Consider the following 24407-nt stretch of genomic DNA (forward strand, 5'->3'; position numbering starts at 1 on the left):
GGCTTCGTTCACCGCCCTGGCGCACCGCCAGGCGTCAGGCGACAGGGGACTGGTATGGCCGAGTTGGCCCTGGGTCGGGACTTCCTCCCCGCCTACGCCCGGCTGCAACGCCGGGTGCAGCAGGCCGTCGTCGCGGCCATCAGCAAGTTCGCCGAGCACACCCACGCCGGCCTGCGTCTGGAGAAGCTGACCGGGGCGCGTGACCCCAACATCCGCACCATCCGGATCGACCGCTTCTACCGTGGAGTGGTGCTCGCCCTCGGCGAGGAGAAGTACGCGCTGCTCGACGTCCGGCCGCACGACGACGCCATCGCCTTCGCGGTGAGCCGCCGGTTCACCGTCAACCAGGTGCTCGGCGTGCTGGAGATGCGCGACCAGGAGGCGATCGAGGAGTTCGCGCGCGCCGAGCCGGCGGCCCCGCCGAGCGGCGGCCTGTTCGACCACGTCACGAACGCCGACTTCGTCCGACTGGGCGTGGACGCGGACCTGGTCCCGTTGCTGCGCGTCATCGCCACCGACAAGCAGTTGGAGAGCCTCATCGGCCGGCTGCCGGACGCGCAGCTCGACATCCTGCTCGACCTGTCCGCCGGGATGCCCGTGGCCGAGGTCTGGGCGGAGCGGGCCGACCGGATCGTGTCCGGCGTGGACCCCGACGACCTGGTGGCCGCCGCCCGCCGTACGCCCGACCGGATCGCCTTCGTCGACGGTCCGGTGGAGCTCGCCGCCATCCTCGCCCACCCGTTCGACGTGTGGCGCACCTTCCTGCACCCGAACCAGCGGGACATCGCCTACCGCGAGACCTACAGCGGCCCCGCGCTGGTGACCGGCAGCGCCGGCACCGGAAAGACGGTGACCGGCCTGCACCGCGCGGTGTTCCTCGCCAACCGGCTGCCGGACGGCGAGAAGGTCCTGCTGACCACCTTCACCCGCGCCCTCGCCGAGGCCCTCGCCCGGCAGCTCCACCGGCTCGCCGACGACCCGGCGGTCCGGGCCCGCATCGACGTGATCAGCGTCGACCGGCTGGCCTACGAGATCGTCGCCCGGGACGGCGGGAAGGTGTCGATCGCCGAGAACGAGCTCCTCGACCAGCTCTGGCAGGACGCCGCGCGGACCGCCCCCACCTTCGTCAACCGCGCCGGCCAGGTCACCACGCTCAGCCCCACCTTCCTGCGGCACGAGTTCGAGCAGGTGGTGCTGGCGCAACGGTTGACCACGGCGGAGGCGTACCGGGACGCGCCCCGCCGGGGCCGGGGCACCTCCCTGCGCGCGGCCCAACGCGCCCAGGTATGGGCCGCGATCGACACCGTGGCGCGGGAGCTGACCCGGCGACGCCTGCGCACCCACACCCAGCTCGCCGACGACGCGGCGGCCATCCTGCGCCGCTCGCCCGCCCGGTACCGGCACGTCGTCGTCGACGAGGGGCAGGATCTGCACCCGGCGCAGTGGCGGCTGCTGCGCGCGCTCGTCGCCCCCGGACCGAACGACATGTTCCTGCTGGCCGACCCGTACCAGCGCATCTACGACAACCAGGTCTCCCTGGCCCAGCTCGGCATCGAGGTCCGGGGCCGGACCCGCCGGCTCACCGTCAACTACCGGACCACCCACGAGATCCTGGACCTGTCGGTCAAGGTCCTCGGCGGCGACCCGGCGCTCGGGCTGGACGGGCAGGACGACACGCTGCGCGGCTACCGCTCGGTCACCCGGGGCGGCCCGCCGGAGCTCACCGCCGCCGGCAGCCGGGACGACGAGTTCGAGGCGCTGATCGAACGGGTCGGCACCTGGCTGGAGCAGGGCGTGGAGCCGCACGCCATCGGCGTCGCCGTCCGCACCGGGCAACTCGTCAGGACCGTCAGCCGGATCCTGGTCGAGGCCCACATCGACGTCGCCGACGACCGGCGCGGCGTCGACGGGGTGCGGGTGGCGACCATGCACCGGATGAAGGGACTGGAGTTCCAGTGCCTGGCGGTCGTCGGGCTGGACGCGGGCGTGCTGCCGGCCCCCCACGCGCTCACCTCGGCCGCCGAGGACCCGCACGCCCACCGGCAGGACCTCCAGCGGGAACGCTGCCTGCTCTTCGTCGCCCTGACCCGGGCCCGCGACGTGCTCTACCTGTCCCACAGCGGCACGCCCAGCCCGCTGCTGCCGGTGACCCGGTGACCGCCCGCGCCGTCCCCGACGGCCCCCGCCTCGGCGACGCCGCCCGCTCGGTGTGGGGCAAGACCGACCGCAAGGGGACCTCGCCGGTCGGCTGGCTGCCGCTGTGGCGGCACCTGGCCGACGCCGCCGACGTGGCCGGTCAACTGTGGGACCACTGGCTCAGCCCGGCGGTCCGCCGACGGATCGCCGACGAGCTGCCCGGCGGCGACCGGGACGCCCGTACCCTGGCGGTCTGGCTGGCCGGCGTGCACGACGTCGGCAAGGCCACCCCGGCCTTCGCCTGCCAGGCGTACGCGTTGGCGGAGCGGATGCGTGACCACGGGCTCGGCTACCACCGGGACCTCATCCGCGCCGACCGCCGCCACGCCCCGCACGCCACCGCCGGGCACCTCGTGCTCGCGGACTGGCTGGACGAGCAGGACTGGACCGACCCGCACCCGTACGCGGTGGTCGTCGGCGGCCACCACGGGACGCCGCCGACCGACGAGGGCCTGCGGGCGGCGCGGCTCCGTCCACACCTGCTCGGCGACCCGGCCTGGCGGGCGGCGCAGCGGGAGCTGCTGACCTGGATGACCGAGCGTTCCGGCGCGGCGGACCGCCTCGTCGACTGGCGGGACGTCCCGTTGTCGCAGCCGGCGCAGGCCGCCCTCACCGGCCTGGTCATCGTCGCCGACTGGATCGCCAGCAACGAGGAACTGTTCCCGTACCTGCTGGACGGCACGGACGCCGGTCGGCTGAGCTTCGGCTGGGAGACGCTCGACCTGCCCACGCCCTGGCAGCCCACCGCGTCGACGCCCGGCGTGGACGAGCTGTTCGCGGCCCGTTTCGCGCTGCCCGACGGGGCGACCCCGCGTCCGGTCCAGCGGACGGCCGCCGAGCTGGCCACCACCATGCCCACCCCCGGCATGATCATCATCGAGGCGGCGATGGGGGAGGGCAAGACCGAGGCGGCCCTGGCGGCGGTGGAGATCCTGGCCCGGCGGACCGGGGCGGCCGGCTGCTACCTGGCCCTGCCCACCCGGGCCACCAGCGACGCCATGTTCGGCCGGATGCTGTCCTGGCTCCGCCGACTGCCCGACGCGCAGAGCGGTCGGGGTGGCCGCGACGTCCGGCTGGCCCACGGCAAGGCGGCGCTCAACCCCGAGTACGACCGACTCCGGACGACCATGCTGCCCAGCGGCATCGCCCAGGACGCCGGCGGCACGGACGTCGGCGTGCACCGCTGGCTCGCCGGCCCCAAACGCACCCTGCTCTCCAGCTTCGTCGTGGGCACCATCGACCAGCTCCTCTTCGCGGCGCTGCGCGGCAGACACCTCGTGCTGCGGCACCTCGGCCTGGCCGGCAAGGTCGTCGTCATCGACGAGGCGCACGCCTACGACGTCTACATGGGATGCTTCCTGGACCGGGCGCTGGAGTGGCTCGGCGCGTACGGCGTGCCCGTGGTCGTCCTGTCGGCGACCCTGCCGGCGGGCCGGCGGGCCGAGCTGATGGCGGCGTACGACACCGGTCGGCTCGGGCCGCTGCCCAAGCCCACCTGGCGCGACCGGGGCAGACCGCGCGTCGACCCGTACGCGGCGCTCCGCGCCGACCTGCGGTACCCCCTGGTCACCGTCTCCACGCCCGGGCGGGGGGCGACGGCCGTCGACTGCGCCGACTCCGGCCGGGGCGTCGAGGTCCAGGTGCGGCGGCTGCCCGACGACCTGCCGGTGCTGGTCGAGGCGCTCCGGGGCCAGTTGGCGGACGGCGGCTGCGCCCTCGTGGTCCGTAACACCGTGGCCCGGGTCCAGGAGACCGCCGCCGCGCTGCGGGCGGCCCTCGGGCCGGACGTTCCCGTTTCGGTGGCGCACTCCCGCTTCCTGGCCGTCGACCGGGCCACGAAGGACCGCTGGCTGCGTGACACCTTCGGGCCGCCGGGCGGCGCGACCCGCCCGGCCCGGCACGTGGTGGTGGCCAGCCAGGTCGCCGAGCAGTCCCTGGACATCGACTTCGACCTGCTCGTCACCGACCTCGCCCCGGTCGACCTGGTGCTGCAACGCGTCGGCCGACTGCACCGGCACCCGCGCGCCGACCGTCCGGCCCGGCTGGCCGCCCCGATCTGCTGGATCACCGGCGCGGACTGGGCCACCGAGCCACCCGAGCCGGTCGCCGGATCCCGTCGCGTCTACCAGCCGGCCGCCCTGCTGCGCAGCGCCGCGGTGCTGCTGCCGCACCTCGACGGCACGCCGCTGCGGCTGCCGGCGGACATCGCCCCGCTCACCCAGGCCGCCTACGGCGACACGCCCGTCGGCCCGCCGTCCTGGCAGCCGACGCTTACCGAGGCGGAGGCGAAGCAGCGTGACGAGATGGTCACCAAGGAGCTGAAGGCCGACGGCTTCCGCCTGGCCGGCGTCGCCGAGCCCGGCACGCCGCTGATCGGCTGGCTCTCCGGTGGCGTCGGCGACGCGGACGAGCGGGTGGCGAAGGGCCACGTCCGCGACACCGACGCCGACTCCTTCGAGGTCCTGCTACTGGTACGCGCCGACGCCGGCCTCGTCGTCCCCCCATGGATCGACGGCGGCGGGACGCCCGTACGCACCGACAGCGTGCCGCCCTGGCCGCTGCCCCGGCTGATCGCGCGCTGCGCCCTGCCCCTGCCCCGGGCGATGACCTCGGCGGACGTGGTCGACGAGGTGATCGCCGAACTGGAACGGCGCACTGACCTCAGTGCCTGGCAGGGCAGCCCGTGGTTGGCCGGCGAGCTCCTGCTCGACGTCGATTCGGACGGCACGGCCACCGTCGCCGGATTCGACCTGCGCTACGACCCGACCGAAGGTCTGCGCGTCACCCGCGCCACGACCTGACCATCCTTCGAGCCGACCACCCTTCGAGTCACCTGAGGAGGTGACGCCATGACCGGAGCACCGCGCCGGACCGGCTTCTCGCTTGTCGACGAGGCGTGGATCCCGGTGTTGGACACTGCGGGCCAGCGGCGCGACGTGTCGCTGCTCGGCCTCTTCGAGCAGGCCGGCGAGGTACGCGTGATCGCCGCTGAGCTGCCCACGCAGACCTTCGCGATCCTGCGGCTCGCCCTGGCCGTCCTGCACCGGGTCACCGGCGGGCCGCCCGGCGAAGCCGCCTGGCGGGGCATGTGGCGGCACCGGCAACTGCCGACCGCCGACGTCGCCGACTACCTCGGGGAGTTCCGGGACCGCTTCGACCTGTTCCACCCGGAGCGCCCGTTCTACCAGGTCGCCGACCTGCGGGCCGGCAAGGACAACACGTACGGGCTGGAACGGATCATCGCCGACGTGCCGAACGGTCTGCCGTTCCTGACCACCCGTGCCGGGCCGGGGATGGAGTCGGTCACCCCGGCCGAGGCGGCCCGCTGGCTGGTGCACTGCCAGGCGTACGACCCGTCCGGCATCAAGACCGGCGCGGTCGGCGACCCCCGGGTCAAGGGCGGCAAGGGCTACCCGATCGGCGTCGCGTCGCTCGGGTCGCTGGGCGGCGTGCACCTCGAAGGCGCGACCCTGCTGGAGACCCTGCTGCTCAACCTGGCGCCGGTCGCGCCCGGCTGGCAGCAGGCCGACGAGCGGGACCTGCCGGTCTGGGAACGCGCGCCGCAGACCGCCGCCGAGGAGGCCGACGCCACCCGTGGCCCGTACGGGGTGCTGGGCCTCTACACCTGGCAGTCCCGCCGGATCCGGCTCTTCGGTGACGTCGGCGGCGTCACCGGGGCGATGATCTCCAACGGTGACCGGATCGAGTGGCAGGACCGGCACCTGCTGGAGCCGATGAGCGTCTGGGGACGCAGCGGCCCCCGGGAGCAGAAAGAGAAACGTACCCCGATCTACCTGCCCCGGCCGCACGACCACAGCCGGGCGTTGTGGCGGGGGTTGCAGACCCTGCTGCCGTCGCCGCCGTCCGGCGGGGACGCGCCGCAGCGGCTGTCGCCGATGGTGGTGCGGTGGCTGGCCCGGTTGACCGTGACCGGGGTGGTCGGCGCGGACTTCCAGGTCCGTACCCGGGCCACCAGCGTCACCTACGGCACCCAGCAGGCGGTCGTGGCCGAGGTGTTCGGCGACGCGCTCACCATGAACGTGTTGCTGCTGGTCGACGACTCGGCGCTGCGTACCACGGCGGTGGACGCCACCGCCGACGCGGAGGACGCGGTGAAGGTGCTGCGCCGGCTCGCCGACAACCTGGCCCGCGCCGCCGGTGACCGGGCCACCGACGTCGGTGAGGCCGACCGGGCGGCCGAACGCGCGTACGCCCTGCTGGACCGGCTCTTTCGGGACTGGCTGGCCCGGCTCGGTCCGGGCAGCGACCCGGTGGCCGAACGCGCGACCTGGCAGCGGAACGTCAACGAGGTGGTCCGTCGGCTCGGCGCGGACCTGGTCCGGGAGGCGGGGCCGGCGGCCTGGGTCGGCCGGGCCGGCAGGGACCGCGCCGGCCGGGAGGCGCACTACTCCAGCTCGCAGGCGGAAGCGTGGTTCCGCGCCGGCCTGGCCAGGGCGCTGCCGATGGCAGTCGACCGGGAGCCGGACACCGGTTCACCACAGCAGAGGCAGGAGGCAACAGCATGACCATGGTGGACACCGGGCCGCCGGAGCGGGTCGACCTCGACCAGCCGCCCGGCCCGACCCGCAGACCGTGGCGGCGGCGTCGCACGGACCTCGGCGACCACGTCGCCCGGACGGTCGGCGGGCTCCAGGCGCGGGCGCTGCGCACCGTGCCGGTGCCCGAGGCGGTCAGCGCGCTGGCCCGGCTCCGGCGCGGGATCGGCCGGACCCCGGGCTTCGACTTCACCCTGGAGTCGTATCTCCAGGTACCGCCGGACCTGCTCGGCCGGCTGCCGGACGACGACACCGAGGCGGCGGACACCGAGTACGCCACCCACGACGCGGTGACCCTGTACGCGCTGCACCAGCAGTCCCGCCGTGAGCGGATGCACATGGACGGGCGCGGGCTGGGGCTGGCCCTGGCCGAGCTGGTCCGCCGGACCGCCGGCCCGGACGGGGTACGGCGGCGCTTCGCCGCGCTGGGCACCGCCAGCAGCTACCCCGAGAGCGTCCACCACCTGCGCAGCCTGATCACCATGCTGCGCGAACACCAGATCCCACTCGACTACGGCCTGCTCGCCGACGACCTGTGGACCCTGCGCCGGCCGCCGCGTCCCGGCCAGCCGGACGGCCGGTCGAAGGTCCAGGGCATCTGGGGTCGTGAGTTCTTCCGCAGCCGGCCCGGCCCGGCCGCCGCTGACACTGACCTTCCCGAGGAGGACCCGTCATGAGCCGTACCATCATCGACGTCCACGCGTTGCAGACCGTGCCGCCGAGCAACCTCAACCGCGACGACACCGGCTCGCCGAAGACCGCCGTCTACGGCGGCGTACGTCGGGCGCGGGTCTCCAGCCAGGCGTGGAAGCGGGCGATCCGGCTGGCCTTCGCCGGTCTGCTCGACCGGTCCCAGCTCGGCGAGCGGACCAAGCGGGTCGGCGAGTCGCTGGCCGCCCGGATCAGGGCGCTCGACCCGGACGTGACCGGGGAGGAGGCGTCGGCGCTGGCCGCCGAGGTCTTCGTCGCCGGTGGGCTGGCCAAACTCGACAAGAAGAAGGGCGAGCTGAAGGACGTCGAGTCCGGCTACCTGCTGTTCCTCAGCCACCGCCAGTCGGACAATCTCGCCGCCGCCGCGCTGGAGGCGTCCCGGGCCGGCGTCGCCCTCGACAGGGGCCGGTTCAAGGAGCTGGTCAACAGCGAGCACTCGGTCGACATCGCGATGTTCGGCCGGATGGTCGCCGACCTGTCCGACATCAACGTCGACGCCGCCTGCCAGGTGTCCCACGCGATAAGCGTGCACGCCGTGGACAACGAGTTCGACTACTTCACCGCCGTGGACGACCGCAAGGCGGACGCCGCCGAGACCGGCGCCGGCATGATCGGCACCGTCGAGTTCAACTCGTCCACGCTGTACCGGTACGCGACGGTCGACGTGGACGCGCTGCACCGTACCCTCGGCGACGCCGCCGCGACCCGGGCCGCCGTCGAGGCGTTCCTCACCGCGTTCGCCCGCAGCATGCCGACCGGCAAGCAGAACACCTTCGCGCACCGTACGCTGCCCGACGCGGTGCTGGTCCGGGTGCGCGACAGCCAGCCGATCAACCTGGTCGGCGCGTTCGAGACGCCCATCCGCGAGACGCACGCCGCCGGCCGGATCGAGCTGGCCGCCGAAGCCCTGGCCAAGCACACCCGGGCGGTCGAGAGCGCCTACGGTGAGCGGCCGGTCGGCGCCTGGGTCACCCAGGTCGGGGAGCAGACCGCCGTGCTCGCCGACCTCGGCAAGGCTGTCACCCTCAGCGAGCTGGTCACCGGAGTGGGGGAGCAGGTCGCCGTCGCCCTCGGACAGCCCGCATGAGCGTGCTGCTGCTGAAACTGGCCGGTCCGCTCCAGTCCTGGGGCTCGTCCAGCCGGTTCGCCCGCCGGGGCACCGAGCCCGCGCCCACCAAGAGCGGGGTGATCGGCCTGCTCGCCGCAGCCAAGGGCATCCGCCGCGCCGAGCCGCTCACCGAGCTGCTCGGTCTGGAGTTCGGGGTCCGCATCGACCAGCCCGGCCAGGTCCTGCGGGACTTCCAGACCGCCCGGCCCCTCGACGGCCGGTCCAGCGCCCCGCTGACGTACCGCTTCTACCTCTCCGACGCGGTGTTCCTGGCCGCCGTCGGTGGCGAGGCGGAGCTGCTGTACGGCCTCGCGGAGGCGTTGGACCGGCCGCGGTTCCCGCTCTACCTCGGGCGTCGGTCGTGCCCGCCGGTCGGCCCGGTCAGCCTCGGCGTGCACGACGGGACCCTCGACGGCGCGCTCACCGACTGGCCGTGGCTGGCCGCCGAGTGGCACCGCCGCAAGGCGGCCCGCACCGTCCGGCTGGAGATCGTCCGGGACGCCCGGCCGGGCGAGCCGGTGCACGAGACCGTGCCCGACGAGCCGGTGAGCTTCGACCCGGCGCACCGGCAGCACACCTGGCGGTCGGTGCTGCGGCGGCACGTCGACGTCACCAACGACCTCGCGGAGCGGGCCGGGGTCGTGGACCACGACCCGTTGAGCCTGCTGGGAGGCTGAGCATGTTCCTCACCCGATTCCCGATCAACCCGGCCCGCCGGGCCGCGCGCAAGCTGCTCTCCTCGCCGCACGCCATGCACGCGGCCGTCCGGGCCGCCTTCCCCGCCGTCGAGGACTACGAAACCGCCGACGCCCGTACGCTGTGGCGGCTCGACGCCCCGGCCGCGCACACCGTCCACCTGTACGTCGTCAGCCCCGGCCGCCCCGACCTCACCCACCTGGTCGAGCAGGCCGGTTGGCCGACCAGCGCGGAGAGCTGGGTGACCCGCGACTACGGCGGCCTGCTCGACTCCCTGGCCGCCGGCCAGCGCTGGGCGTTCCGGCTGACCGCGAACCCCGCCCACAGCGGACGCAAGACCGCCGACGCCAAGGAGACCCAACGTTTCGGCCACCTGCGCGAGCCGGAGCAGGTCGGATGGCTGGTCAGCCGGGCCGCCCGCAACGGGTTCGCCCTGGCCGAGCAGCAGGACGGCCAGCCCAACCTGCGGCTGCGCCGACGGCAGACGCAGTCCTTCAAGCGGGGGATGGGCACGGTCACCCTCACCACGGCCACCTACGACGGCATCCTCACCGTCACCGACGCGGACGCCTTCCGGCGGGCGCTGACCGGCGGCATCGGCCACGCCAAGGCGTACGGCTGCGGTCTGCTCACGCTGGCTCCCGCGCAGACGGCGACGTGAGGATCCCCGGTGTTCCGCCGGCCGAGCTGGCGGAGCTCAACCGCGCGCAGGACCGGCTCAGCTTCGTCTACCTGGAACGCTGCGTCATCCACCGGGACGCCAACGCGATCACCGCCACCGACGAGAAGGGCGTCGTCCACATCCCGGCGGCGACCCTCGGGGTGCTCATGCTCGGGCCGGGCACCAGCGTCACCCAGCAGGCGATGATGCTGCTCGCCGACAACGGGGCCACCGCCGTCTGGGTCGGTGAGCAGGGCGTCCGGTACTACGCGCACGGCCGTACGCTCGCCCGGTCGAGCCGGCTGATCGTCGCCCAGGCCGCCGCCGTGTCGCACCGGGACCGCCGGCTCGACGTGGCACGGGCGATGTACCGGATGCGCTTCCCCGACGAGGCGGACACCCGCGCCCTGACCATGCAACAGTTGCGTGGCCGGGAGGGGGCGCGGGTGCGCCGCTGCTACCGCGAGCACGCCGAACGCACCGGCATCGGCTGGCAGAACCGGACGTACGACCCGGAGGACTTCGACAGCGGCGACCCGGTGAACCAGGCGTTGTCCGCCGCGCACGCCTGTTTGTACGGCATCGTGCACGCGGTCATCGTCGCCCTCGGCGCGTCACCCGCGCTGGGCTTCGTGCACACCGGGAACGAGAGATCCTTCGTGTACGACATAGCCGACCTCTACAAGGCCGAGGTCACCATTCCGGTCGCGTTCGACGTGGCCGCCAGCGGGTCGACCGACATCGGTTCCGACACCCGCCGGGCGGTACGCGACCGGGCGCACGACGGCGCGATCCTGCACCGCTGCGTACGCGACATCCGGGCCCTGCTGCTCCAGCCCGGCGCGGCCGGGCCGATCGACGAGGCGTGGCTCGACGAGGACGCCGGCGACGACACCCTACGGCTCTGGGACGACGACGGCGCCGAGCTGGCCAGCGGCCGGAACTACGCCGGCGAGGTCGACTTCTGATGACGGTCATCATCCTCACCGCCTGCCCCGAAGGGCTGCGCGGGCACCTGACCCAGTGGCTGCTGGAGATCTCCGCCGGGGTGTACGTCGGACACGTCAACAGCCGGATCCGGAAACGGCTCTGGCTCAAGGTCGTGGAGATGGCCGGACCGGGCCGGGCGCTGCTGGTCCACCAGCAGCCGGGGGAGCAGCGACTCTCCTTCGAGGTGCACGACCACCACTGGAAACCGGTCGACCTCGACGGCGTCACCCTGATCCGCCGCCCCACGGACCGGCGGGTCTTCAACCCCGCGCTGCCCAAGGGATGGAGCAAGGCCGCCAAGCGTCGCCGCTTCGGGCGGCGGCCCTCAACACCGCCCGGCCAGCCGCCCGAACTTCCGAATCAAAGTGAAGGAAAAACCATGAGTTGATCTTCAACCCCGCAGGTCAAGAAGTCTGCTCCCCGCGCACGCGGGGATGATCCTTCGGCGTACCGGGTACCGGAATGCCGAACCCGCTGCTCCCCGCGCACGCGGGGATGATCCTGGGCGTCTCTGGTGACAGCTACCGTCGCTTCACTGCTCCCCGCGCACGCGGGGATTATCCCAGTCGGGTGCGTCTCAAGAAACCCTCCGGAGGCTGCTCCCCGCGCACGCGGGGATGATCCCGCGCACCGGGTCGCCATCATCGAGCAGGGCAACTGCTCCCCGCGCACGCGGGGATGATCCCTGATCAACACGGTCAGGGCGACCCGGGTCGGCCTGCTCCCCGCGCACGCGGGGATGATCCGCTAATCCCGTGGGAGCGCTATTTCGCGCCGCACTGCTCCCCGCGCACGCGGGGATGATCCTTGGTGGAATTCGAGTCGAAGGGGCAGAAGCGCCTGCTCCCCGCGCACGCGGGGATGATCCTGACCGCGTGCGTCGGTGACAGCTTCGCCGGCGCTGCTCCCCGCGCACGCGGGGATGATCCCGCCACCCCACCGGCGGGGAGCCCGACGCCGCCCTGCTCCCCGCGCACGCGGGGATGATCCCGGCTTCGGGAGCATCCCGAGGACGGACGTCACCTGCTCCCCGCGCACGCGGGGATGATCCGGCCGCGCGCGCTATGACCGGCATCCCCGCGGCCTGCTCCCCGCGCACGCGGGGATGATCCGTGTCAGCACCCGCCACAACCCACCATTCGACTGCTCCCCGCGCACGCGGGGATGATCCGGTGCAGGGCGACCTGTACCACGGCCGAATCCCCTGCTCCCCGCGCACGCGGGGATGATCCGCCTCACGACCGCCACCGCGCCGCCCACGCCCGCTGCTCCCCGCGCACGCGGGGATGATCCGTGTCAGCACCCGCCACAACCCACCATTCGACTGCTCCCCGCGCACGCGGGGATGATCCGGTGCAGGGCGACCTGTACCACGGCCGAATCCCCTGCTCCCCGCGCACGCGGGGATGATCCGCCTCACGACCGCCACCGCGCCGCCCACGCCCGCTGCTCCCCGCGCACGCGGGGATGATCCCGTGGCGTTCGTCGAGGACTTGTCCGCGCCCTCCTGCTCCCCGCGCACGCGGGGATTATCCGTGGCTCCGCCCGGCCGAGCCGGCACCGAAGCCCTGCTCCCCGCGCGGGCGGGGATGATCCCGCCAGCCGGGGCATGCCGGGCGGCACGGTGATCTGCTCCCCGCGCACGCGGGGATGATCCCTCACCGGGCCGGTAAGGCCGGAGCGCTCCCGCTGCTCCTCGCGTACGTCTGCTCTCTGGGTTGATCTGTATTGGATTCGAGGTGGACTATCTGGGGCCTTCGGCGGATTGCCGCTCGACGTCGGGTGCCTGTTCGATGGCTTCCTCGATTTTGTCGAGATAGTCGAACCACCACTCTCCCTCGGGTTTCTGTCGTGAGGAGAGCAAGCTGCCCGCGACCACGAACGCGAGGATGACCGACACGTTCGGCGGAAGCGCCGACTCCAGTGGTACGCCGTCGAGGATCGCCAGGAGGAAAGCGCGGTACTCATCCTCGGTGAAGGGTAGCGAGTCTTCCATGTGGGCGAGTTCTTCAGCCAGATCGTCAAGATCGCTGTTGGCTGGTCTGCCCTCGAAGGCTTCGAGAAGGACGAACAGGGAGACGGCTACGAGGAGCTCCAGGGAAGCGGTTCTTGTCTGCTCGTCAGGGAAGTCGCGTAATGCCTTCTCGAATTCGCCCTTCCGGCGTTTCACCACGAGGTGTAGCGTCTCTCGCACTCGTTGTTCGACTCTGTCGTCAATCCTCACTGTCGCCCCCTTGGCTTCTTCTTTTCTCCCGTATCGCCTCGGTGGCGCCCCAAGTCGCGATTGCGCCCAGTGCTACGCCGCCGATTGTCTTCGGTATGATCGGTAAGAATTCGGTGAACGAGGCCCAAATGGTTGCGAGTGCCGAGCGGCCCGCCCTCGCCGTCCGAACAAGCGTTGGGTGCGGTTCTGGACTGGCTGCCCGGGTGGCCGACGAGATGTGCTGCCGCCGCCCGTGCTCAGTTTCCCAGGTTCTGGACCTGGGTGATCGTCTCCTTGATGCCCTGTTGGGCGGGGGCGAGCGCGTCGCTCCGCTGGGCCGCGTTGTCATCTTTTGGCCTCGATTGCGGCCTCGATGCTGTCCAGGTAGTCGAACCACCATTTGCCTTCTAATTGCGGCTTGGAGGACAGGAGATTCCCGGCAACGAGGAATGCCAGGATGAGGGCGTTGCTGAGGTGAGCCTGCTCCGCTGGCTGCCCGCGAGAGAGTGCAAGTCGCAGTAGAGATGCGATCTCTGTCTGCTCTGCCCGGGACCACTGCTCAGTTCTGGCAATCTTGTCGGCAAGTACTGCCACTTCGTTGGCGTCCGGCTTGTGTCCGAAAACGTCGACTGCGGCAATGGCGCAGACCTGAAGCAGTAGTTCGAGTGCGGCCAGGCGTGATTGCTGGTCTTGGAAGGATTGCAGAGCGGTGCCGAATTCGCCGGGATCCTGCTTCACGACCCAGTGCAAGGTGTCGCGGACTTGGTTCTCGATGTTGTCGTCAATTCTCATCGTTGCTTGCCCTCTTCTTGCTGTCTCTCCAGGTCATGAAGGAGCTGGAACTCGCTACCAAGCCCAGCAGCGTGGCGACGATTGCCTTCGGCAGTGGGGGTAGGTACTCGGCGATCGCTGCCCACGCCGTGCCGGCGGCAGATCCGCCGAACGCAAGCACCTCCGGGCTGGCGGGCCGGATTCTCCGTCTCGGCGGCGGTGCCTGCCTTCTGCCCTGCGAGCGCGTGTCGTCGCGGTTCGCCTCGTTTGGTATGGCCGGTCGAAGAACAGCGGGTGGCCGGCTTGGTGTGCTGCCGCCACCCGTGCTCAATTTCCCAGAGCACGGACCTTGGCAATCGTTTCCTGGATGCCCTGCTGGGCTGGCCCGACGGAGCCGATCGCTTGGCCTATTTGCTCGCGGGCGGCGTCGATGGTGGCGATGAGCTTGTCGCTGGCTGCGCCGTCGAGGGCTCCCGCGACCAGGATCCGCGCATTCTCGGCGTTCTGCACGGCTGCGGTGACCTGGGCTTGGGCTTGCTGGAGAGACTGGCCTGCCTCGGACAGTCGAGCGATGATCTCGGCCGCGCTCACGTCACCTCCTGATCCGGAAGATCTACGCCCCGAAGCGGCGGACCGCGTTCGACAGAGCGTTGACGCTACCGGATAAGGCACGCAGTGTCACCGAGCGATTACGTCGTCAATCGGATTCCGGATAGTGGAGCACCACTCGATCGGCTGCGTGCATCTGCACCTTGCCGTCCGGGCCTTCAACGATCAGGACTGGAACGCCCTCATCAAGATCCATCTGGTGTCGCTCGCGACTGGATGGCATCCGGGCGGACACCTTGCTTCCCGGCAGCAGCTTGATCTGCTCGCGCGGCAGGTCTTCCCGCACCCAAGAGCCGAGGCCCCTGCTCGTGCTGACGACCCCCTCGGCCCGAAGTAGTGAGATCGCCATGCGGACGGCGTCGCGGCCGATCCCGTACTCCTGGCTCAGTCGTGACTCGCTGGGTACGGCGGAGCCGGCCGGCAGGTCACCTGACTCGATCCGGTCGCGGAGCAGTTGGGCGAGCTGCACGTACACCGGCGTGTGCGACCGAGGGTTGATGGCCATAGGGCAAGCCTCATCCCCCCGTGCCCAAAGCCAGATGTGGCCTTGTTGGAAACTGCCCCCTTGCAGGCTTGTGGCAACAAGTCTAGAGTCGGTCGTGATAGGCGACGGGGTGAACGCGAGAAGTCGTTCGTGTGCCTCTCACCTGCGCTGATGAGCCAGCCCTGGTGTCGTACCGCTGATGAGCTGCGACGGCAGGGCGGGGTGGTCCGCCCGTGCGCGGCGGGCGGGTGGACCACCCCTTCCAGATCCCCCCAGGAAGGCGGAAGCGGCATGCGGCTCCTCTCCCGGCTGACCAGGCTCGCCCGGTCGACCCGGCCCATCCAACAGCGGGTGCCCGGTCACCGGCCGTCGGGCCAGCCGACCACCGGCCATCGGCCGCCGGGCCAGCCGACACCCGGTCACCGGCCGTCAGGCCACCCGGCTGCCAGCCGGCCGGTGACCGGCGGCGGCGTGTACCGGTCGGCGGCGTACCCGCCGTTGCGGCCCTGGCAGGTGCGGCGGCGACGGTTCCGCAGCGTCGGCCTGCTGCGGCGCGGCCTGGACCCGAACGACGTGCAGGACTTCCTGCGCCAGGTCGCCGACGACCTGAACAGCCTCTACGCGGAGCTGCACCAGAGCCGGGAGGAGACCGGCCGGGTCAAGGACGCGCTGCGCCGCTGGCAGTCCGAGTTCGCGCCGCGCGTCGACGACCACGCGTACCGGCCGTGCGCCGACGGGGAAGCGCGCCGCCCGCGCGCCAACCAGCGGGCGTACCGCTGATGGCCGGGCGGTTCGTGATCCACCTGCCGGTGGCGGCCCGCGACCTGGCCGGCGCGGTCCGGTTGGCCCGGGTGGTGGCCCGCTGGGCGAGCGTGCTGTCGCAGCTCGACCCGGGCGAGACCACCGTGTCGTACGAGGACGAGCAGGACGTACGGCATCGGGTGTTCTGTGACGCCCGACTGGCCGGCGGCCGGCGTTGCGTGCTGCGGGCCGGTCACGACGGGCCGTGCGCGCGGCGGCTGCCGCGATGAGCGGGCTGTCCGGCGGCTGGTCCACCGTCGTCGACTGCCCGACCTGCGCCGGGTTGACCTGCCTGGACGGTGTCCGCTGTCGAGACGTCGCCGGCAGTTCCGCCCAGGCGTGCGCCGGCTGCGGCGGGTACGGGAAGCGGCGGGCGCAGCTCGTGCTGACCGTGGCGAACCTCGACACCGGGGCGGTCGCCTCGCTGAACGTGGTGCCGGGCAGTGTGCCGCCCACCCCCACCCCGGACGGCGTCGGCTGGGAGCTGGCGCTCGCCCCGCTGGTCGCCGAGCTGGCCGACGCGGTCGGGGTGCCACCGCCACCGGCGCCGCCGACCGGCTCGACGGTGCCGCTGCCGTCCGACTTCACCCCGTACGTGACGCCCGAGCTGTCGCGGGCCCGGGTGGCGACGGCGATCGTCGGCCGGGCGTACCCGGGTTGGTGGGTCCATCTGGGACGCGGCGTCCCCAGCCGCCCGGCGTCCGAGCCGGCGAACCGGTCCGTGCGCCGGACGGCGGCCGGGCGGCCCGGCGCACGGCTGGTGGGCGCGGCGGTGGCCCCGGAGACGCCGGCACTGGCCACGGTGATCCGCCTCGCGGTCGGTCTCGGCCTGGAGCTGGCGGTCGGCGTGCTCGACCAGCGGTACGACCCGGAGCACCCGTCGACCGCGCCGGGGCGGTGGTGGACAACGCGGATCGTGCCGCCGGGCACACCCGACGATCGGATCGGCCCGCCCGGCTGGCCGTCGGCCGAGGCGGCGCTCGCGTTCCAGTTGCGGTACCTGGACGACGCGGTAACCGCCGCCGTGCCGGCCGACCCGACGACGCCGGTCGGGGTGCCGCAGACCGCGCCACCGCTGCCGGACCTGACCGGGGGCGTCGACCCGGTCGCGGCGTGCGTGCGGCTCGCCGGGCGCTACCCGCAGCGGCCGGTGCTGGTCCGCTTCGATGCCGACGGCTGCCGCGTCCACCTGCGGAAACGGGACGGTTACCAGCCGCTCGCCCGGGGTGGCACGCTCGCCGCCGCGCTGGCCGCCCTCGGCCTACGCCCGCCCGGCACGGCCAACCGCGACCGGGAGGCGTGACGCTCGGAAGCTCTTGATCAACAAGGTGGGGAGGAGGTCAGCGGCGGAGGGCGTCCTCGATGCCGGGTTCGCGGGGGCCGAGGTGGGCGGGGTCGCGGCCGGAGAGGACGTCCAGGGCGGCCTTCACGGCGGCCAGGTGCTCGCGGGTGGCGCTGATCCGCCAGGTACGGTCGTACGCCCTCGCCGTCTCGTCGCCGACGCCGTACGTCTCGACGCCGAGCTGCCGGCACACGGTCACCGCGCGGGGCACGTGGAACGCCTGGGTGACCACTGTCGCCCGGTCCACGCCGAAGATCCGCTTCGCGCGGGCGCACGAGTCGTACGTGTCGAAGCCGGCGTGGTCGAGGACGACCTTGTCGGCCGGCACACCCCGGTCGACAAGCCAGCGGCGCATCGCCTCCGGCTCGTTGTAGTCGTGGTTCATGTTGTCGCCGGAGACCAGGATCGCGCCGACCTTGCCGGTTGTGAGCAGGGTACGGGCGATCTCCAGCCGGCCGGCGAGGAACGGCGACGGGGTGCCGTCCGGGTACACCTTCGTGCCGAGCACCAGGGCCACCGGCGCCTCGGGCACCGTCGCCGCGGTGAAGACGCGGCCCTGCGCGCCGTCCCGGATCCACGCCACGCTGGCGACGGTGCCGGTCGTCAGCAGCGCCACCCCGACGAGGCCCGCCGCGACGGTCCACCGTAGCCAGCGCGGCACCGCCAGCACGGCCCGCCGCAGCCAGCCTGCCACCACCACCACCGCCCGAAGCCCTGCCGCCGCCCGAAGTCCTGCCCTCGCCCGAAGTCCTGCCGCCGCCCCACCGAGCCGTCCCCGCATGTCACCCAGTATTCCAGCGCCGGCGACGGCCCTGATCATGGCCGGACGAGGGCCCGGCCGGCGGACGGGAACGCGATGAACGCTCCCACCCGCCGGCCGGACCGACCACGCCTGCGGCCTGCGGCTACCCGTCTACGGCTTGCGGTAGACGGAGATGTGCGAGCGGCTGTCGGCGTCGAACGGCGACCGGTCCCAGTCGGCGTACCGCTCGGTGAGCCGGAGACCGGCCCGCTCGGCGAGCGCGTCGATCTGCTCCGGCCACAGGTAACGCATCGCGAACGGATGCAGGTGTACCCCGTCGGCGTCGAACCGGATCGTCTGCCGGACGAACGTCTGCGCCGCCCGGTCGTACCGGTGCAGCCGGATGGTGGCCGAATCCTCGGTCACCTCCCGCATCTGCACCTGCTCGTCCCGGTCGAAGTCGGCCGGGTCCGGCACGAACGTCTCGATGACGAACGCCCCGCCCGGCGCGAGCACCCGGGCGACGTTGCGGAAGCAGTCCGCCTGCCGTTCCTCGCGTACCAGGTTGAACAGGGTGTTGAACACCAGGTACGCCAGCCGGTACGGGCCGGTCACCGGCACGTCCGCCATGTCGCCGATGGCGACCGGGATGCCATCGCCGCCCGGCTTGGCGTGCAGCTTCGCCACCATCTCCGGGGACGCCTCGACGCCCTCGACCGGGATGCCCCGCTCGGCGAGCGGCAGGGCCACCCGCCCGGTGCCGATGGCGAGCTCAAGAACTCCGCCGCCACCGGCCGGACCGTTGTCGCCGGCCGGGCTGGTTCCGCCCACCGGGTCGGGGCCGTCGACCAGGTCGGCGAGGAAGGCGACGGCCGGGGCCGGGTCAGGGTTACCGCCGGGGCCGTCGTAGGTGTCGGCCCAGAGCCGGCCGAACAGCCCGGGATCGTCGAAGATCGACATCAGCGACCTCCCGGGGTGGTGCGGTCAGTGGCGCGTGGCCGCGCCGGAACTACGGGAGCGTACGTACTCACGAAGCCTCGATTCCGTGGGTTGGCTGGTTCCTGCCGCTACGGACCTCGGCGTACGCCTCATGATCGGCTCCCTTCGCTCGACGACGCCCACCAGCCAACCGGCAGCCGCCCCGCCCGCGCAACCCATTTGTGTCAACTGATGTAGTGCAGGATCACGTTGTGCACGTGGTGGGTCTTGTCCGAGCCCCGGAACTCCACCTCGTACGTGTGGGTGCCGACGTGGATCGCGATCGACCCGGTGGAGAAGAACTGCCCGCCCCACGACTTGTTGCTGACCACACTCACGCTCGTGATCTTCGAGTACGGGATGCTGGTGATCGCGTACCGCTTGCCGACGAAGGAGCGGTCCTGGATGATCACACGCCGGTCGGTGAGGCCGATGAATCCGGTGCCGGCGCCGATGGCGTCGTAGACGGCGATGATCTCCTCACCCTGGAGCAGGCCGCTCTGGATCTGGTTGTACTGCTCTTTCCGGTCGTACGTCGCGTTCGCCATGAATCCCACGATAGGTATGCCCTGCCACCCGTCGATGCCCCGAGGGCGCAGGGTGGGGGCGCGGCGTCCGGAGCGCCAACGGAAGCGCGTCGCTTCCGAGGCGCGCTGCTCAGGGGCGGTTCTCGGGGGCGGTTCTCGGGCGCGCCGTTTCCGGGACGCGTTGCTCAGGGGCGGTTCACGGGCGCGCCGCTTCCGGGACGCCTGCCCCGCCTGTTCCGGGACGCCTGCCCGCCCGCTGCCCCATATCTGGGGCAGCTCCAAAGGGAACGGAGCGGAGTGCCCTGCCGGCTGGCCGCGCATCAGGACCGGGGATGGCGGGGCGGCGTTACGGCAGGCTGGGCCAGGCGCCCCCAGGGGCCGGGACGGTGGCGCGGCCCGAAATCCCTTTTCGCTGTTGCCGAGGTCGGGACGACTCAAGGGGCCGCGCGCGGCCTAGGCTGTGGGACGGTCGGGCTACGGCGGCAGGAGGCACCGGCGGATGGACATGCTCTGGACCGTCGCGGTGTGGGTGATCGCCGCGTTCGCCGCGCTGTGGACGTTGGCCGGTGGCGCCCTGCTGGTGGCGGGGGTGCTCCGGCGGGATCGGGCCGACCGGCGTCGGGGGTGGCTCTACCTGGGGGCCGGGCTGGGGCTGCTGCCGTTCGCCCTGATCATGTTGGCGGACGAGGTGGCCCTGCTCGTCCTGCCCGGGTTGGCGGTCTCGGCCGGCTGCAACTGGCTGCTCGGCCGGGACGCCAAGCGGCGGCGGGCGGCCGGGGCGGGCAGTTGATCGACTCCATGTCCCTGATAAGGGGCTGACCTGGTGAGGCGATGCCCCCGTATCGGCGAAACGGAGTCGATCAAGGAGTGGCGTCGATCAGAGAGCGGAGTCGATCAAGGAGTGGCGTCGATCGGGACGGGTCAGGAGTCGGTGACGGCGCGGTAGGCGTCCTCGATGCGGGCGGCCAGCAGGACCTCGCCCTCACCGAGCGGCTCGTCGTCGCCCCGGTGCCCCAGCCGGATCTGGGTCCGGTCGGCGGAGCGGCTGATCTCGGGGCGCAGGCGCAGGGCATCCGCCACGACCTTGACCCGCTCGGTCAGGGCGGCGTGCTGCGAGTCGTCGATGACGAGCGTCCGCCGGATCTGCTCCCCCTCCCGCGTCCACTCGGAGAGCAGCGCGAGCGCGTCGCTCAGGTAGTCACGCTTGGTGGCTCGGCTGCGGAACAGCGCGCGCATCACCGCACCTCCCAGGCGTCGTTGCCGGCTTGTGGCCAAATCGTCGCCATCCCGTGTCCCTGTTGGTGTTCCCTAGTTTGTCCCCGGGCGGAGGGGAGTGTCCACGCCCACATTTACCTCTCTTCCTGGCCTAGCGGTCGACCGAGGTACCCAAACCGCCGACTGATCTGGCAGGCTGGTCAGCCGTGCGGACCGAACGTATTAGTGGCAGCGGGCAGACCGAGCGCCCAGCGCTGAAGGTCGTCGTGGGCGCGGCGATCATCGCCGGGGGCCGGGTGCTGGCCTGCGCCCGGTCCGCCCCGCCCGAAGTCGCCGGCCGGTGGGAGTTCCCCGGCGGCAAGGTCGAGCCGGGGGAGACCGAGACCGCAGCCCTGGTCCGCGAGTGCGCCGAGGAGCTCGCCGTACGTGTGGAGATCGGCGCGCGGGTCGGCCGGGACGTCCGGATGGCCCACGGCCGGTCGGTGCTGAAGGTGTACGCGGCCCGGCTGCTCGGCGGCGACCAGCCGCAGGCGCTGGAGCACGCCGACCTGCGCTGGTTGACCGCGGACGAGCTCGACAGCGTCCCCTGGCTCCCCGCCGACGTCCCCATCGTCGCTGCCCTCCGCCCCCTCCTCGGCCAGCCCTGAGCCTCGGGCCGGCAAGCCCTCTCCTCGACCGGACCTGACCCGCCGCAGGCCCGGTGCGCCCGTCCCCGGATCAGGATCGCGTGCCGACGGGCGGCTGCGCTGCCCGATCAGCGACAGAACGGGGGCCGCGCGGCTGGCGCCGCACGACCCCCGTCGTCACTCCGTCCGCCCTGCCCGTCGCTAGTGCTTCGGCTCGTCCTGCTCCGGGTGCGCGTAGTTCAGGTGCTCGGCCGGCAGCGGGAACGTCACGTCGTCACCGAACGGCGACGGCGCGGCGGCCCGGTCGAAGGTCAGCTCGCTCAGCGGCAGCCGGCCCCGCTCGTCGACCGCCGGGGCGGTCGGGTGCGGCACCTCACGGTTCCAGTTGAGGCCGCGCTGGGCCTGCGCCTCGGCGCCCTGGTCGTGCGAGCCACCGGCGTGCGAGTGCAGGCCGTGGTGCACGCCGACCTGCGGCTGCGCCACGTTCCGGGTGGACTCGTCCTGCCCCCGGCGGAAGATCTTGCTGCCAAGCCACACCAGGGGATCATACTTCCGGTCGACGACCCGTTCCTTCATCGGGATGATCCCGTTGTCGGTGATCTTGATGTGTTCGGGGCAGACCTCGGTGCAGCACTTGGTGATGTTGCAGAACCCGAGACCCTGCTCGGCCTGCGCGTACTCCTTGCGGTCGCTCTTGGTGTCGAGCGGGTGCATGTCCAGCTCGGCGGCCCGGATGAAGTAGCGCGGGCCGGCGAAGGCCTGCTTGTTCTCGTCGTGGTCCCGGATCACGTGGCAGACCGTCTGGCACAGGAAGCACTCGATGCACTTGCGGAACTCCTGCGAGCGTTCCACGTCGACCTGCTTCATCCGGTACTCGCCCGGGGCCAGGTCCTCCGGCGGCGCGAACGCCGGGGTCTCCCGCGCCTTCTCGTAGTTGAACGAGACGTCGGTGACCAGGTCCCGGATCACCGGGAAGGTCCGCAGCGGGGTGACCGTGACGGTCTCCGCCTCCTCGAAGGTCGACATCCGGGTCATGCAGCCCAGCCGCGGCTTGCCGTTGATCTCCATCGAGCAGGACCCGCACTTGCCGGCCTTGCAGTTCCACCGGCAGGCCAGGTCCGGGGCCTCGGTGGCCTGGAGCCGGTGGATGACGTCGAGGACGACCTCGCCCTCGTTCACCTCGACGGTGTAGTCCTGCAGGTCGCCGCCGTTCTCGTCGCCCCGCCAGATCCGGAATTGGCGCTTGCTGCCCATTACTTGCCCGCCTCCTCGGCTTCGGCGTCGGCGACGAGGGCGTCGAAGTCGGCCAGCTCCTCGTCGGTCAGGTACTTCGCCAGCTCCGCCCGGTCGAACAGGCCGATCAGCTCGGCGCGCATCTTCGGCAGCGGCTTGTGCTCCAGCCGTACCGTGTCGCCGTCGAGCGAGCAGACCAGGTTCACCCGACGCCACTTCGGGTCCATCGTCGGGAAGTCCTCCCGGGTGTGGCCGCCGCGCGACTCCTGCCGCTCCAGCGCCGCCATCGCGGTGCACTCCGACACGACGAGCATGTTGCGTAGGTCCAGCGCCAGGTGCCAGCCCGGGTTGTAGCGCCGGCCGCCGGACGCGCTGACCTTCGCCACCCGCTCCCGCAGCTCGGCCAGCCGGACCAGCGCGTCGGCCAGCTCACCCTCGCGCCGGATGATGCCGACCAGGTCGCCCATCACCGCCTGGAGGTCCTGCTGGAGCGCGTACGGGTTCTCGCCGGTGTCCCGCTGCAACGGGGCCAGGGCGGCGTCCACGGCGGCCTCGACCGCGCCCACCGGCACCTTCGGGCGCGCGGTGAGCTGATCGGCGTACGTGGCCGCGTGGCCGCCCGCCCGCTTGCCGAAGACCAGCAGGTCGGACAGCGAGTTGCCGCCGAGCCGGTTCGAGCCGTGCATGCCGCCGGACACCTCACCGGCGGCGAACAGCCCACGCACGTTGCCGTACGCGGCCCCGGAGTCCGGGTCCACCTCGACGCCGCCCATCACGTAGTGGCAGGTCGGGCCGACCTCCATCGGCTCCTTGGTGATGTCGACGTCGGCCAGCTCCTTGAACTGGTGGTACATCGACGGCAGGCGACGCCTGATCTCCTCCGCCGACTTCCGGGAGGCGATGTCCAGGTAGACGCCGCCGGCCGGGGTGCCCCGGCCCGCCTTCACCTCGCTGTTGATCGCGCGGGCCACCTCGTCGCGGGGCAGCAGCTCCGGGGGACGCCGGTTGTTGTCCGGGTCGGAGTACCAGCGGTCCGCCTCCTCCTCGGTCTCCGCGTACTGCTTGCGGAACACGTCCGGCACGTAGTCGAACATGAACCGCTTGCCCTCGGAGTTCTTGAGGACGCCGCCGTCGCCCCGGACCGACTCGGTGACCAGGATGCCCTTCACCGAGGGCGGCCAGACCATGCCGGTCGGGTGGAACTGGAGGAACTCCATGTTGATCAGCGTCGCCCCGGCGCGCAGCGCCAACGCGTGCCCGTCGCCGGTGTACTCCCACGAGTTCGAGGTGACCTTGTACGAGCGACCGACGCCGCCGGTGGCCAGCACCACGGCCGGCGCCTCGAACATGACGAACTCGCCGGACTCCCGGTAGTAGCCGAACGCCCCGGCGACCCGGTCCCCGTCCAGGACCAGCTCGGTGATCGTGGTCTCGGAGAACACCCGGATCCGGGCGTCGTAGCTGCCGAACTCCCGCTTGTCCTCCTGCTGGAGGGAGACGATCTTCTGCTGGAGGGTGCGGATCAGCTCCAGGCCGGTCCGGTCACCGACGTGCGCCAGCCGCGGGTACTCGTGGCCGCCGAAGTTCCGCTGCGAGATCTTGCCGTCCTTCGTCCGGTCGAAGAGCGCGCCGTACGTCTCCAGCTCCCAGATCCGCTGCGGCGACTCCTTCGCGTGCAGCTCGGCCATCCGGAAGTTGTTCAGGAACTTGCCGCCGCGCATCGTGTCGCGGAAGTGCACCTGCCAGTTGTCCCGGCTGTTCACGTTCCCCATCGCGGCGGCGGCCCCGCCCTCGGCCATGACCGTGTGCGCCTTGCCGAACAGCGACTTGGAGATGATGGCGGTCTTCTTGCCGGCCAGCCGGGCCTCGATCGCCGCCCGCAGACCGGCGCCACCGGCCCCGATCACGACGACGTCGTAGTGGTGTCGTTCGATTCGCGTAGTCATCTGTGTGGGCCC

24 protein-coding genes and 1 CRISPR repeat array are annotated in these 24407 nt (G+C 72.1%); of the genes, 14 read left to right on the top strand and 10 right to left on the bottom strand.

The window, feature by feature from the left end:
* The first annotated feature begins 54 nt into the window (after window positions 1-54).
* Genes O7606_RS24495 through cas2e form a run of 9 tightly spaced genes read left to right on the top strand, consistent with a single transcriptional unit; the run spans window position 55 to window position 11306 of the window.
* A complete protein-coding gene (locus O7606_RS24495; RefSeq protein WP_281596348.1) occupies window positions 55-2157 on the top strand; it encodes a UvrD-helicase domain-containing protein in 2103 nt (700 codons plus the stop codon).
* The gene (locus tag O7606_RS24500; protein WP_281596349.1) at window positions 2154-4997 is read left to right on the top strand and encodes a CRISPR-associated endonuclease Cas3''; all 2844 of its coding nucleotides are present in this window, start codon (window positions 2154-2156) and stop codon (window positions 4995-4997) included. Before O7606_RS24495 ends, O7606_RS24500 begins: the two co-directional genes overlap by 4 nt.
* A gap of 48 nt (window positions 4998-5045) precedes the next feature.
* The gene (casA, locus tag O7606_RS24505) at window positions 5046-6722 is read left to right on the top strand and encodes a type I-E CRISPR-associated protein Cse1/CasA (protein ID WP_281596350.1); all 1677 of its coding nucleotides are present in this window, start codon (window positions 5046-5048) and stop codon (window positions 6720-6722) included.
* A complete protein-coding gene (gene casB, locus O7606_RS24510; RefSeq protein ID WP_281596351.1) occupies window positions 6719-7429 on the top strand; it encodes a type I-E CRISPR-associated protein Cse2/CasB in 711 nt (236 codons plus the stop codon). The genes casA and casB overlap by 4 nt, the downstream gene beginning before the upstream one ends.
* Window positions 7426-8550 carry a type I-E CRISPR-associated protein Cas7/Cse4/CasC gene (gene cas7e / locus O7606_RS24515; protein WP_281596352.1) on the top strand — a complete coding sequence of 375 codons (1125 nt, stop codon included), beginning with the start codon at window positions 7426-7428 and terminating at the stop codon, window positions 8548-8550. Before casB ends, cas7e begins: the two co-directional genes overlap by 4 nt.
* On the top strand, window positions 8547-9248 hold the full coding sequence (cas5e, locus tag O7606_RS24520) for a type I-E CRISPR-associated protein Cas5/CasD (protein ID WP_281596354.1): 702 nt from the start codon (window positions 8547-8549) through the stop codon (window positions 9246-9248). The genes cas7e and cas5e overlap by 4 nt, the downstream gene beginning before the upstream one ends.
* 2 nt (window positions 9249-9250) lie before the next feature.
* Entirely contained in the window at window positions 9251-9928 is a 678-nt protein-coding gene (gene cas6e, locus O7606_RS24525) for a type I-E CRISPR-associated protein Cas6/Cse3/CasE (protein ID WP_281596355.1), read from the top strand.
* Window positions 9925-10896 (top strand): type I-E CRISPR-associated endonuclease Cas1e, encoded by a 972-nt coding sequence (gene cas1e / locus O7606_RS24530; protein WP_281596356.1) that lies wholly within the window; start codon window positions 9925-9927, stop codon window positions 10894-10896. Before cas6e ends, cas1e begins: the two co-directional genes overlap by 4 nt.
* Complete coding sequence (cas2e, locus tag O7606_RS24535) at window positions 10896-11306, top strand: type I-E CRISPR-associated endoribonuclease Cas2e (RefSeq protein WP_281596357.1); 411 nt, start codon at window positions 10896-10898, stop codon at window positions 11304-11306. Before cas1e ends, cas2e begins: the two co-directional genes overlap by 1 nt.
* A gap of 25 nt (window positions 11307-11331) precedes the next feature.
* A CRISPR array of direct repeats spans window positions 11332-12575; the repeat unit is 28 nt; unit sequence CTGCTCCCCGCGCACGCGGGGATGATCC.
* An 87-nt stretch (window positions 12576-12662) separates the two neighbouring features.
* On the opposite strand, the gene O7606_RS24540 is transcribed toward cas2e, so the two are convergent.
* From O7606_RS24540 to O7606_RS24555, 4 genes are all read right to left on the bottom strand, one after another.
* Window positions 12663-13142: a hypothetical protein gene (locus O7606_RS24540; protein ID WP_281596358.1), complete on the bottom strand. Its 480-nt coding sequence runs from the start codon at window positions 13140-13142 to the stop codon at window positions 12663-12665.
* Between the two features lie 324 nt (window positions 13143-13466).
* Complete coding sequence (locus O7606_RS24545) at window positions 13467-13913, bottom strand: hypothetical protein (protein ID WP_281596359.1); 447 nt, start codon at window positions 13911-13913, stop codon at window positions 13467-13469.
* Between the two features lie 306 nt (window positions 13914-14219).
* Window positions 14220-14483 carry a DUF6244 family protein gene (locus O7606_RS24550; protein WP_281596360.1) on the bottom strand — a complete coding sequence of 88 codons (264 nt, stop codon included), beginning with the start codon at window positions 14481-14483 and terminating at the stop codon, window positions 14220-14222.
* A gap of 106 nt (window positions 14484-14589) precedes the next feature.
* Entirely contained in the window at window positions 14590-15006 is a 417-nt protein-coding gene (locus O7606_RS24555) for a GntR family transcriptional regulator (RefSeq protein ID WP_281596361.1), read from the bottom strand.
* A gap of 435 nt (window positions 15007-15441) precedes the next feature.
* On the opposite strand from O7606_RS24555, the gene O7606_RS24560 reads away from it, so the two are divergent.
* Genes O7606_RS24560 through O7606_RS24570 form a run of 3 tightly spaced genes read left to right on the top strand, consistent with a single transcriptional unit; the run spans window position 15442 to window position 17089 of the window.
* Window positions 15442-15765 carry a DivIVA domain-containing protein gene (locus O7606_RS24560; RefSeq protein WP_281596362.1) on the top strand — a complete coding sequence of 108 codons (324 nt, stop codon included), beginning with the start codon at window positions 15442-15444 and terminating at the stop codon, window positions 15763-15765.
* Entirely contained in the window at window positions 15765-16016 is a 252-nt protein-coding gene (locus tag O7606_RS24565) for a hypothetical protein (RefSeq protein ID WP_281596363.1), read from the top strand. The genes O7606_RS24560 and O7606_RS24565 overlap by 1 nt, the downstream gene beginning before the upstream one ends.
* Window positions 16013-17089 (top strand): hypothetical protein, encoded by a 1077-nt coding sequence (locus O7606_RS24570; RefSeq protein WP_281596364.1) that lies wholly within the window; start codon window positions 16013-16015, stop codon window positions 17087-17089. Before O7606_RS24565 ends, O7606_RS24570 begins: the two co-directional genes overlap by 4 nt.
* Before the next feature lie 37 nt (window positions 17090-17126).
* Here O7606_RS24570 and O7606_RS24575 read toward each other — a convergent pair whose 3' ends face one another.
* The 3 genes from O7606_RS24575 to O7606_RS24585 form a co-directional block, all read right to left on the bottom strand.
* A complete protein-coding gene (locus O7606_RS24575; protein WP_281596365.1) occupies window positions 17127-17831 on the bottom strand; it encodes an ElyC/SanA/YdcF family protein in 705 nt (234 codons plus the stop codon).
* A 210-nt stretch (window positions 17832-18041) separates the two neighbouring features.
* A complete protein-coding gene (locus tag O7606_RS24580; protein WP_281596366.1) occupies window positions 18042-18830 on the bottom strand; it encodes a class I SAM-dependent methyltransferase in 789 nt (262 codons plus the stop codon).
* Between the two features lie 203 nt (window positions 18831-19033).
* The gene (locus O7606_RS24585) at window positions 19034-19396 is read right to left on the bottom strand and encodes a PH domain-containing protein (RefSeq protein ID WP_281596367.1); all 363 of its coding nucleotides are present in this window, start codon (window positions 19394-19396) and stop codon (window positions 19034-19036) included.
* A 478-nt stretch (window positions 19397-19874) separates the two neighbouring features.
* Between O7606_RS24585 and O7606_RS24590 the strand changes: the two genes are divergently transcribed.
* A complete protein-coding gene (locus O7606_RS24590; RefSeq protein ID WP_281596368.1) occupies window positions 19875-20165 on the top strand; it encodes a hypothetical protein in 291 nt (96 codons plus the stop codon).
* 131 nt (window positions 20166-20296) lie between these two features.
* Here the strand turns inward: O7606_RS24590 and O7606_RS24595 are convergent, their stop codons facing one another.
* Window positions 20297-20611, bottom strand: a complete 315-nt coding sequence (locus O7606_RS24595) for a 4a-hydroxytetrahydrobiopterin dehydratase (RefSeq protein WP_281596369.1) — start codon at window positions 20609-20611, stop codon at window positions 20297-20299.
* Between the two features lie 185 nt (window positions 20612-20796).
* On the opposite strand from O7606_RS24595, the gene O7606_RS24600 reads away from it, so the two are divergent.
* A complete protein-coding gene (locus O7606_RS24600; protein ID WP_281596370.1) occupies window positions 20797-21237 on the top strand; it encodes a (deoxy)nucleoside triphosphate pyrophosphohydrolase in 441 nt (146 codons plus the stop codon).
* A gap of 180 nt (window positions 21238-21417) precedes the next feature.
* Here O7606_RS24600 and O7606_RS24605 read toward each other — a convergent pair whose 3' ends face one another.
* Complete coding sequence (locus O7606_RS24605; protein ID WP_281596371.1) at window positions 21418-22470, bottom strand: succinate dehydrogenase/fumarate reductase iron-sulfur subunit; 1053 nt, start codon at window positions 22468-22470, stop codon at window positions 21418-21420.
* Window positions 22470-24395: a fumarate reductase/succinate dehydrogenase flavoprotein subunit gene (locus tag O7606_RS24610; protein ID WP_281596372.1), complete on the bottom strand. Its 1926-nt coding sequence runs from the start codon at window positions 24393-24395 to the stop codon at window positions 22470-22472. The genes O7606_RS24605 and O7606_RS24610 overlap by 1 nt, the downstream gene beginning before the upstream one ends.
* Window positions 24396-24407 lie beyond the last annotated feature (12 nt).

This window comes from Micromonospora sp. WMMD882, assembly GCF_027497255.1.
In the GTDB taxonomy this organism is placed as follows: domain Bacteria; phylum Actinomycetota; class Actinomycetes; order Mycobacteriales; family Micromonosporaceae; genus Micromonospora.

Coding starts and splice junctions, on each gene's coding strand:
- O7606_RS24495 (WP_281596348.1), top strand. CDS start 55: ATGGCCGAGTTGGCCCTGGGTCGGGACTTCCTCCCCGCCTACGCCCGG.
- casA (WP_281596350.1), top strand. CDS start 5,046: ATGACCGGAGCACCGCGCCGGACCGGCTTCTCGCTTGTCGACGAGGCG.
- casB (WP_281596351.1), top strand. CDS start 6,719: ATGACCATGGTGGACACCGGGCCGCCGGAGCGGGTCGACCTCGACCAG.
- cas7e (WP_281596352.1), top strand. CDS start 7,426: ATGAGCCGTACCATCATCGACGTCCACGCGTTGCAGACCGTGCCGCCG.
- cas5e (WP_281596354.1), top strand. CDS start 8,547: ATGAGCGTGCTGCTGCTGAAACTGGCCGGTCCGCTCCAGTCCTGGGGC.
- cas6e (WP_281596355.1), top strand. CDS start 9,251: ATGTTCCTCACCCGATTCCCGATCAACCCGGCCCGCCGGGCCGCGCGC.
- cas2e (WP_281596357.1), top strand. CDS start 10,896: ATGACGGTCATCATCCTCACCGCCTGCCCCGAAGGGCTGCGCGGGCAC.
- O7606_RS24545 (WP_281596359.1), bottom strand. CDS start 13,913: ATGAGAATTGACGACAACATCGAGAACCAAGTCCGCGACACCTTGCAC.
- O7606_RS24555 (WP_281596361.1), bottom strand. CDS start 15,006: ATGGCCATCAACCCTCGGTCGCACACGCCGGTGTACGTGCAGCTCGCC.
- O7606_RS24565 (WP_281596363.1), top strand. CDS start 15,765: ATGGCCGGGCGGTTCGTGATCCACCTGCCGGTGGCGGCCCGCGACCTG.
- O7606_RS24570 (WP_281596364.1), top strand. CDS start 16,013: ATGAGCGGGCTGTCCGGCGGCTGGTCCACCGTCGTCGACTGCCCGACC.
- O7606_RS24580 (WP_281596366.1), bottom strand. CDS start 18,830: ATGTCGATCTTCGACGATCCCGGGCTGTTCGGCCGGCTCTGGGCCGAC.
- O7606_RS24585 (WP_281596367.1), bottom strand. CDS start 19,396: ATGGCGAACGCGACGTACGACCGGAAAGAGCAGTACAACCAGATCCAG.
- O7606_RS24590 (WP_281596368.1), top strand. CDS start 19,875: ATGGACATGCTCTGGACCGTCGCGGTGTGGGTGATCGCCGCGTTCGCC.
- O7606_RS24595 (WP_281596369.1), bottom strand. CDS start 20,611: ATGCGCGCGCTGTTCCGCAGCCGAGCCACCAAGCGTGACTACCTGAGC.
- O7606_RS24605 (WP_281596371.1), bottom strand. CDS start 22,470: ATGGGCAGCAAGCGCCAATTCCGGATCTGGCGGGGCGACGAGAACGGC.
- O7606_RS24610 (WP_281596372.1), bottom strand. CDS start 24,395: ATGACTACGCGAATCGAACGACACCACTACGACGTCGTCGTGATCGGG.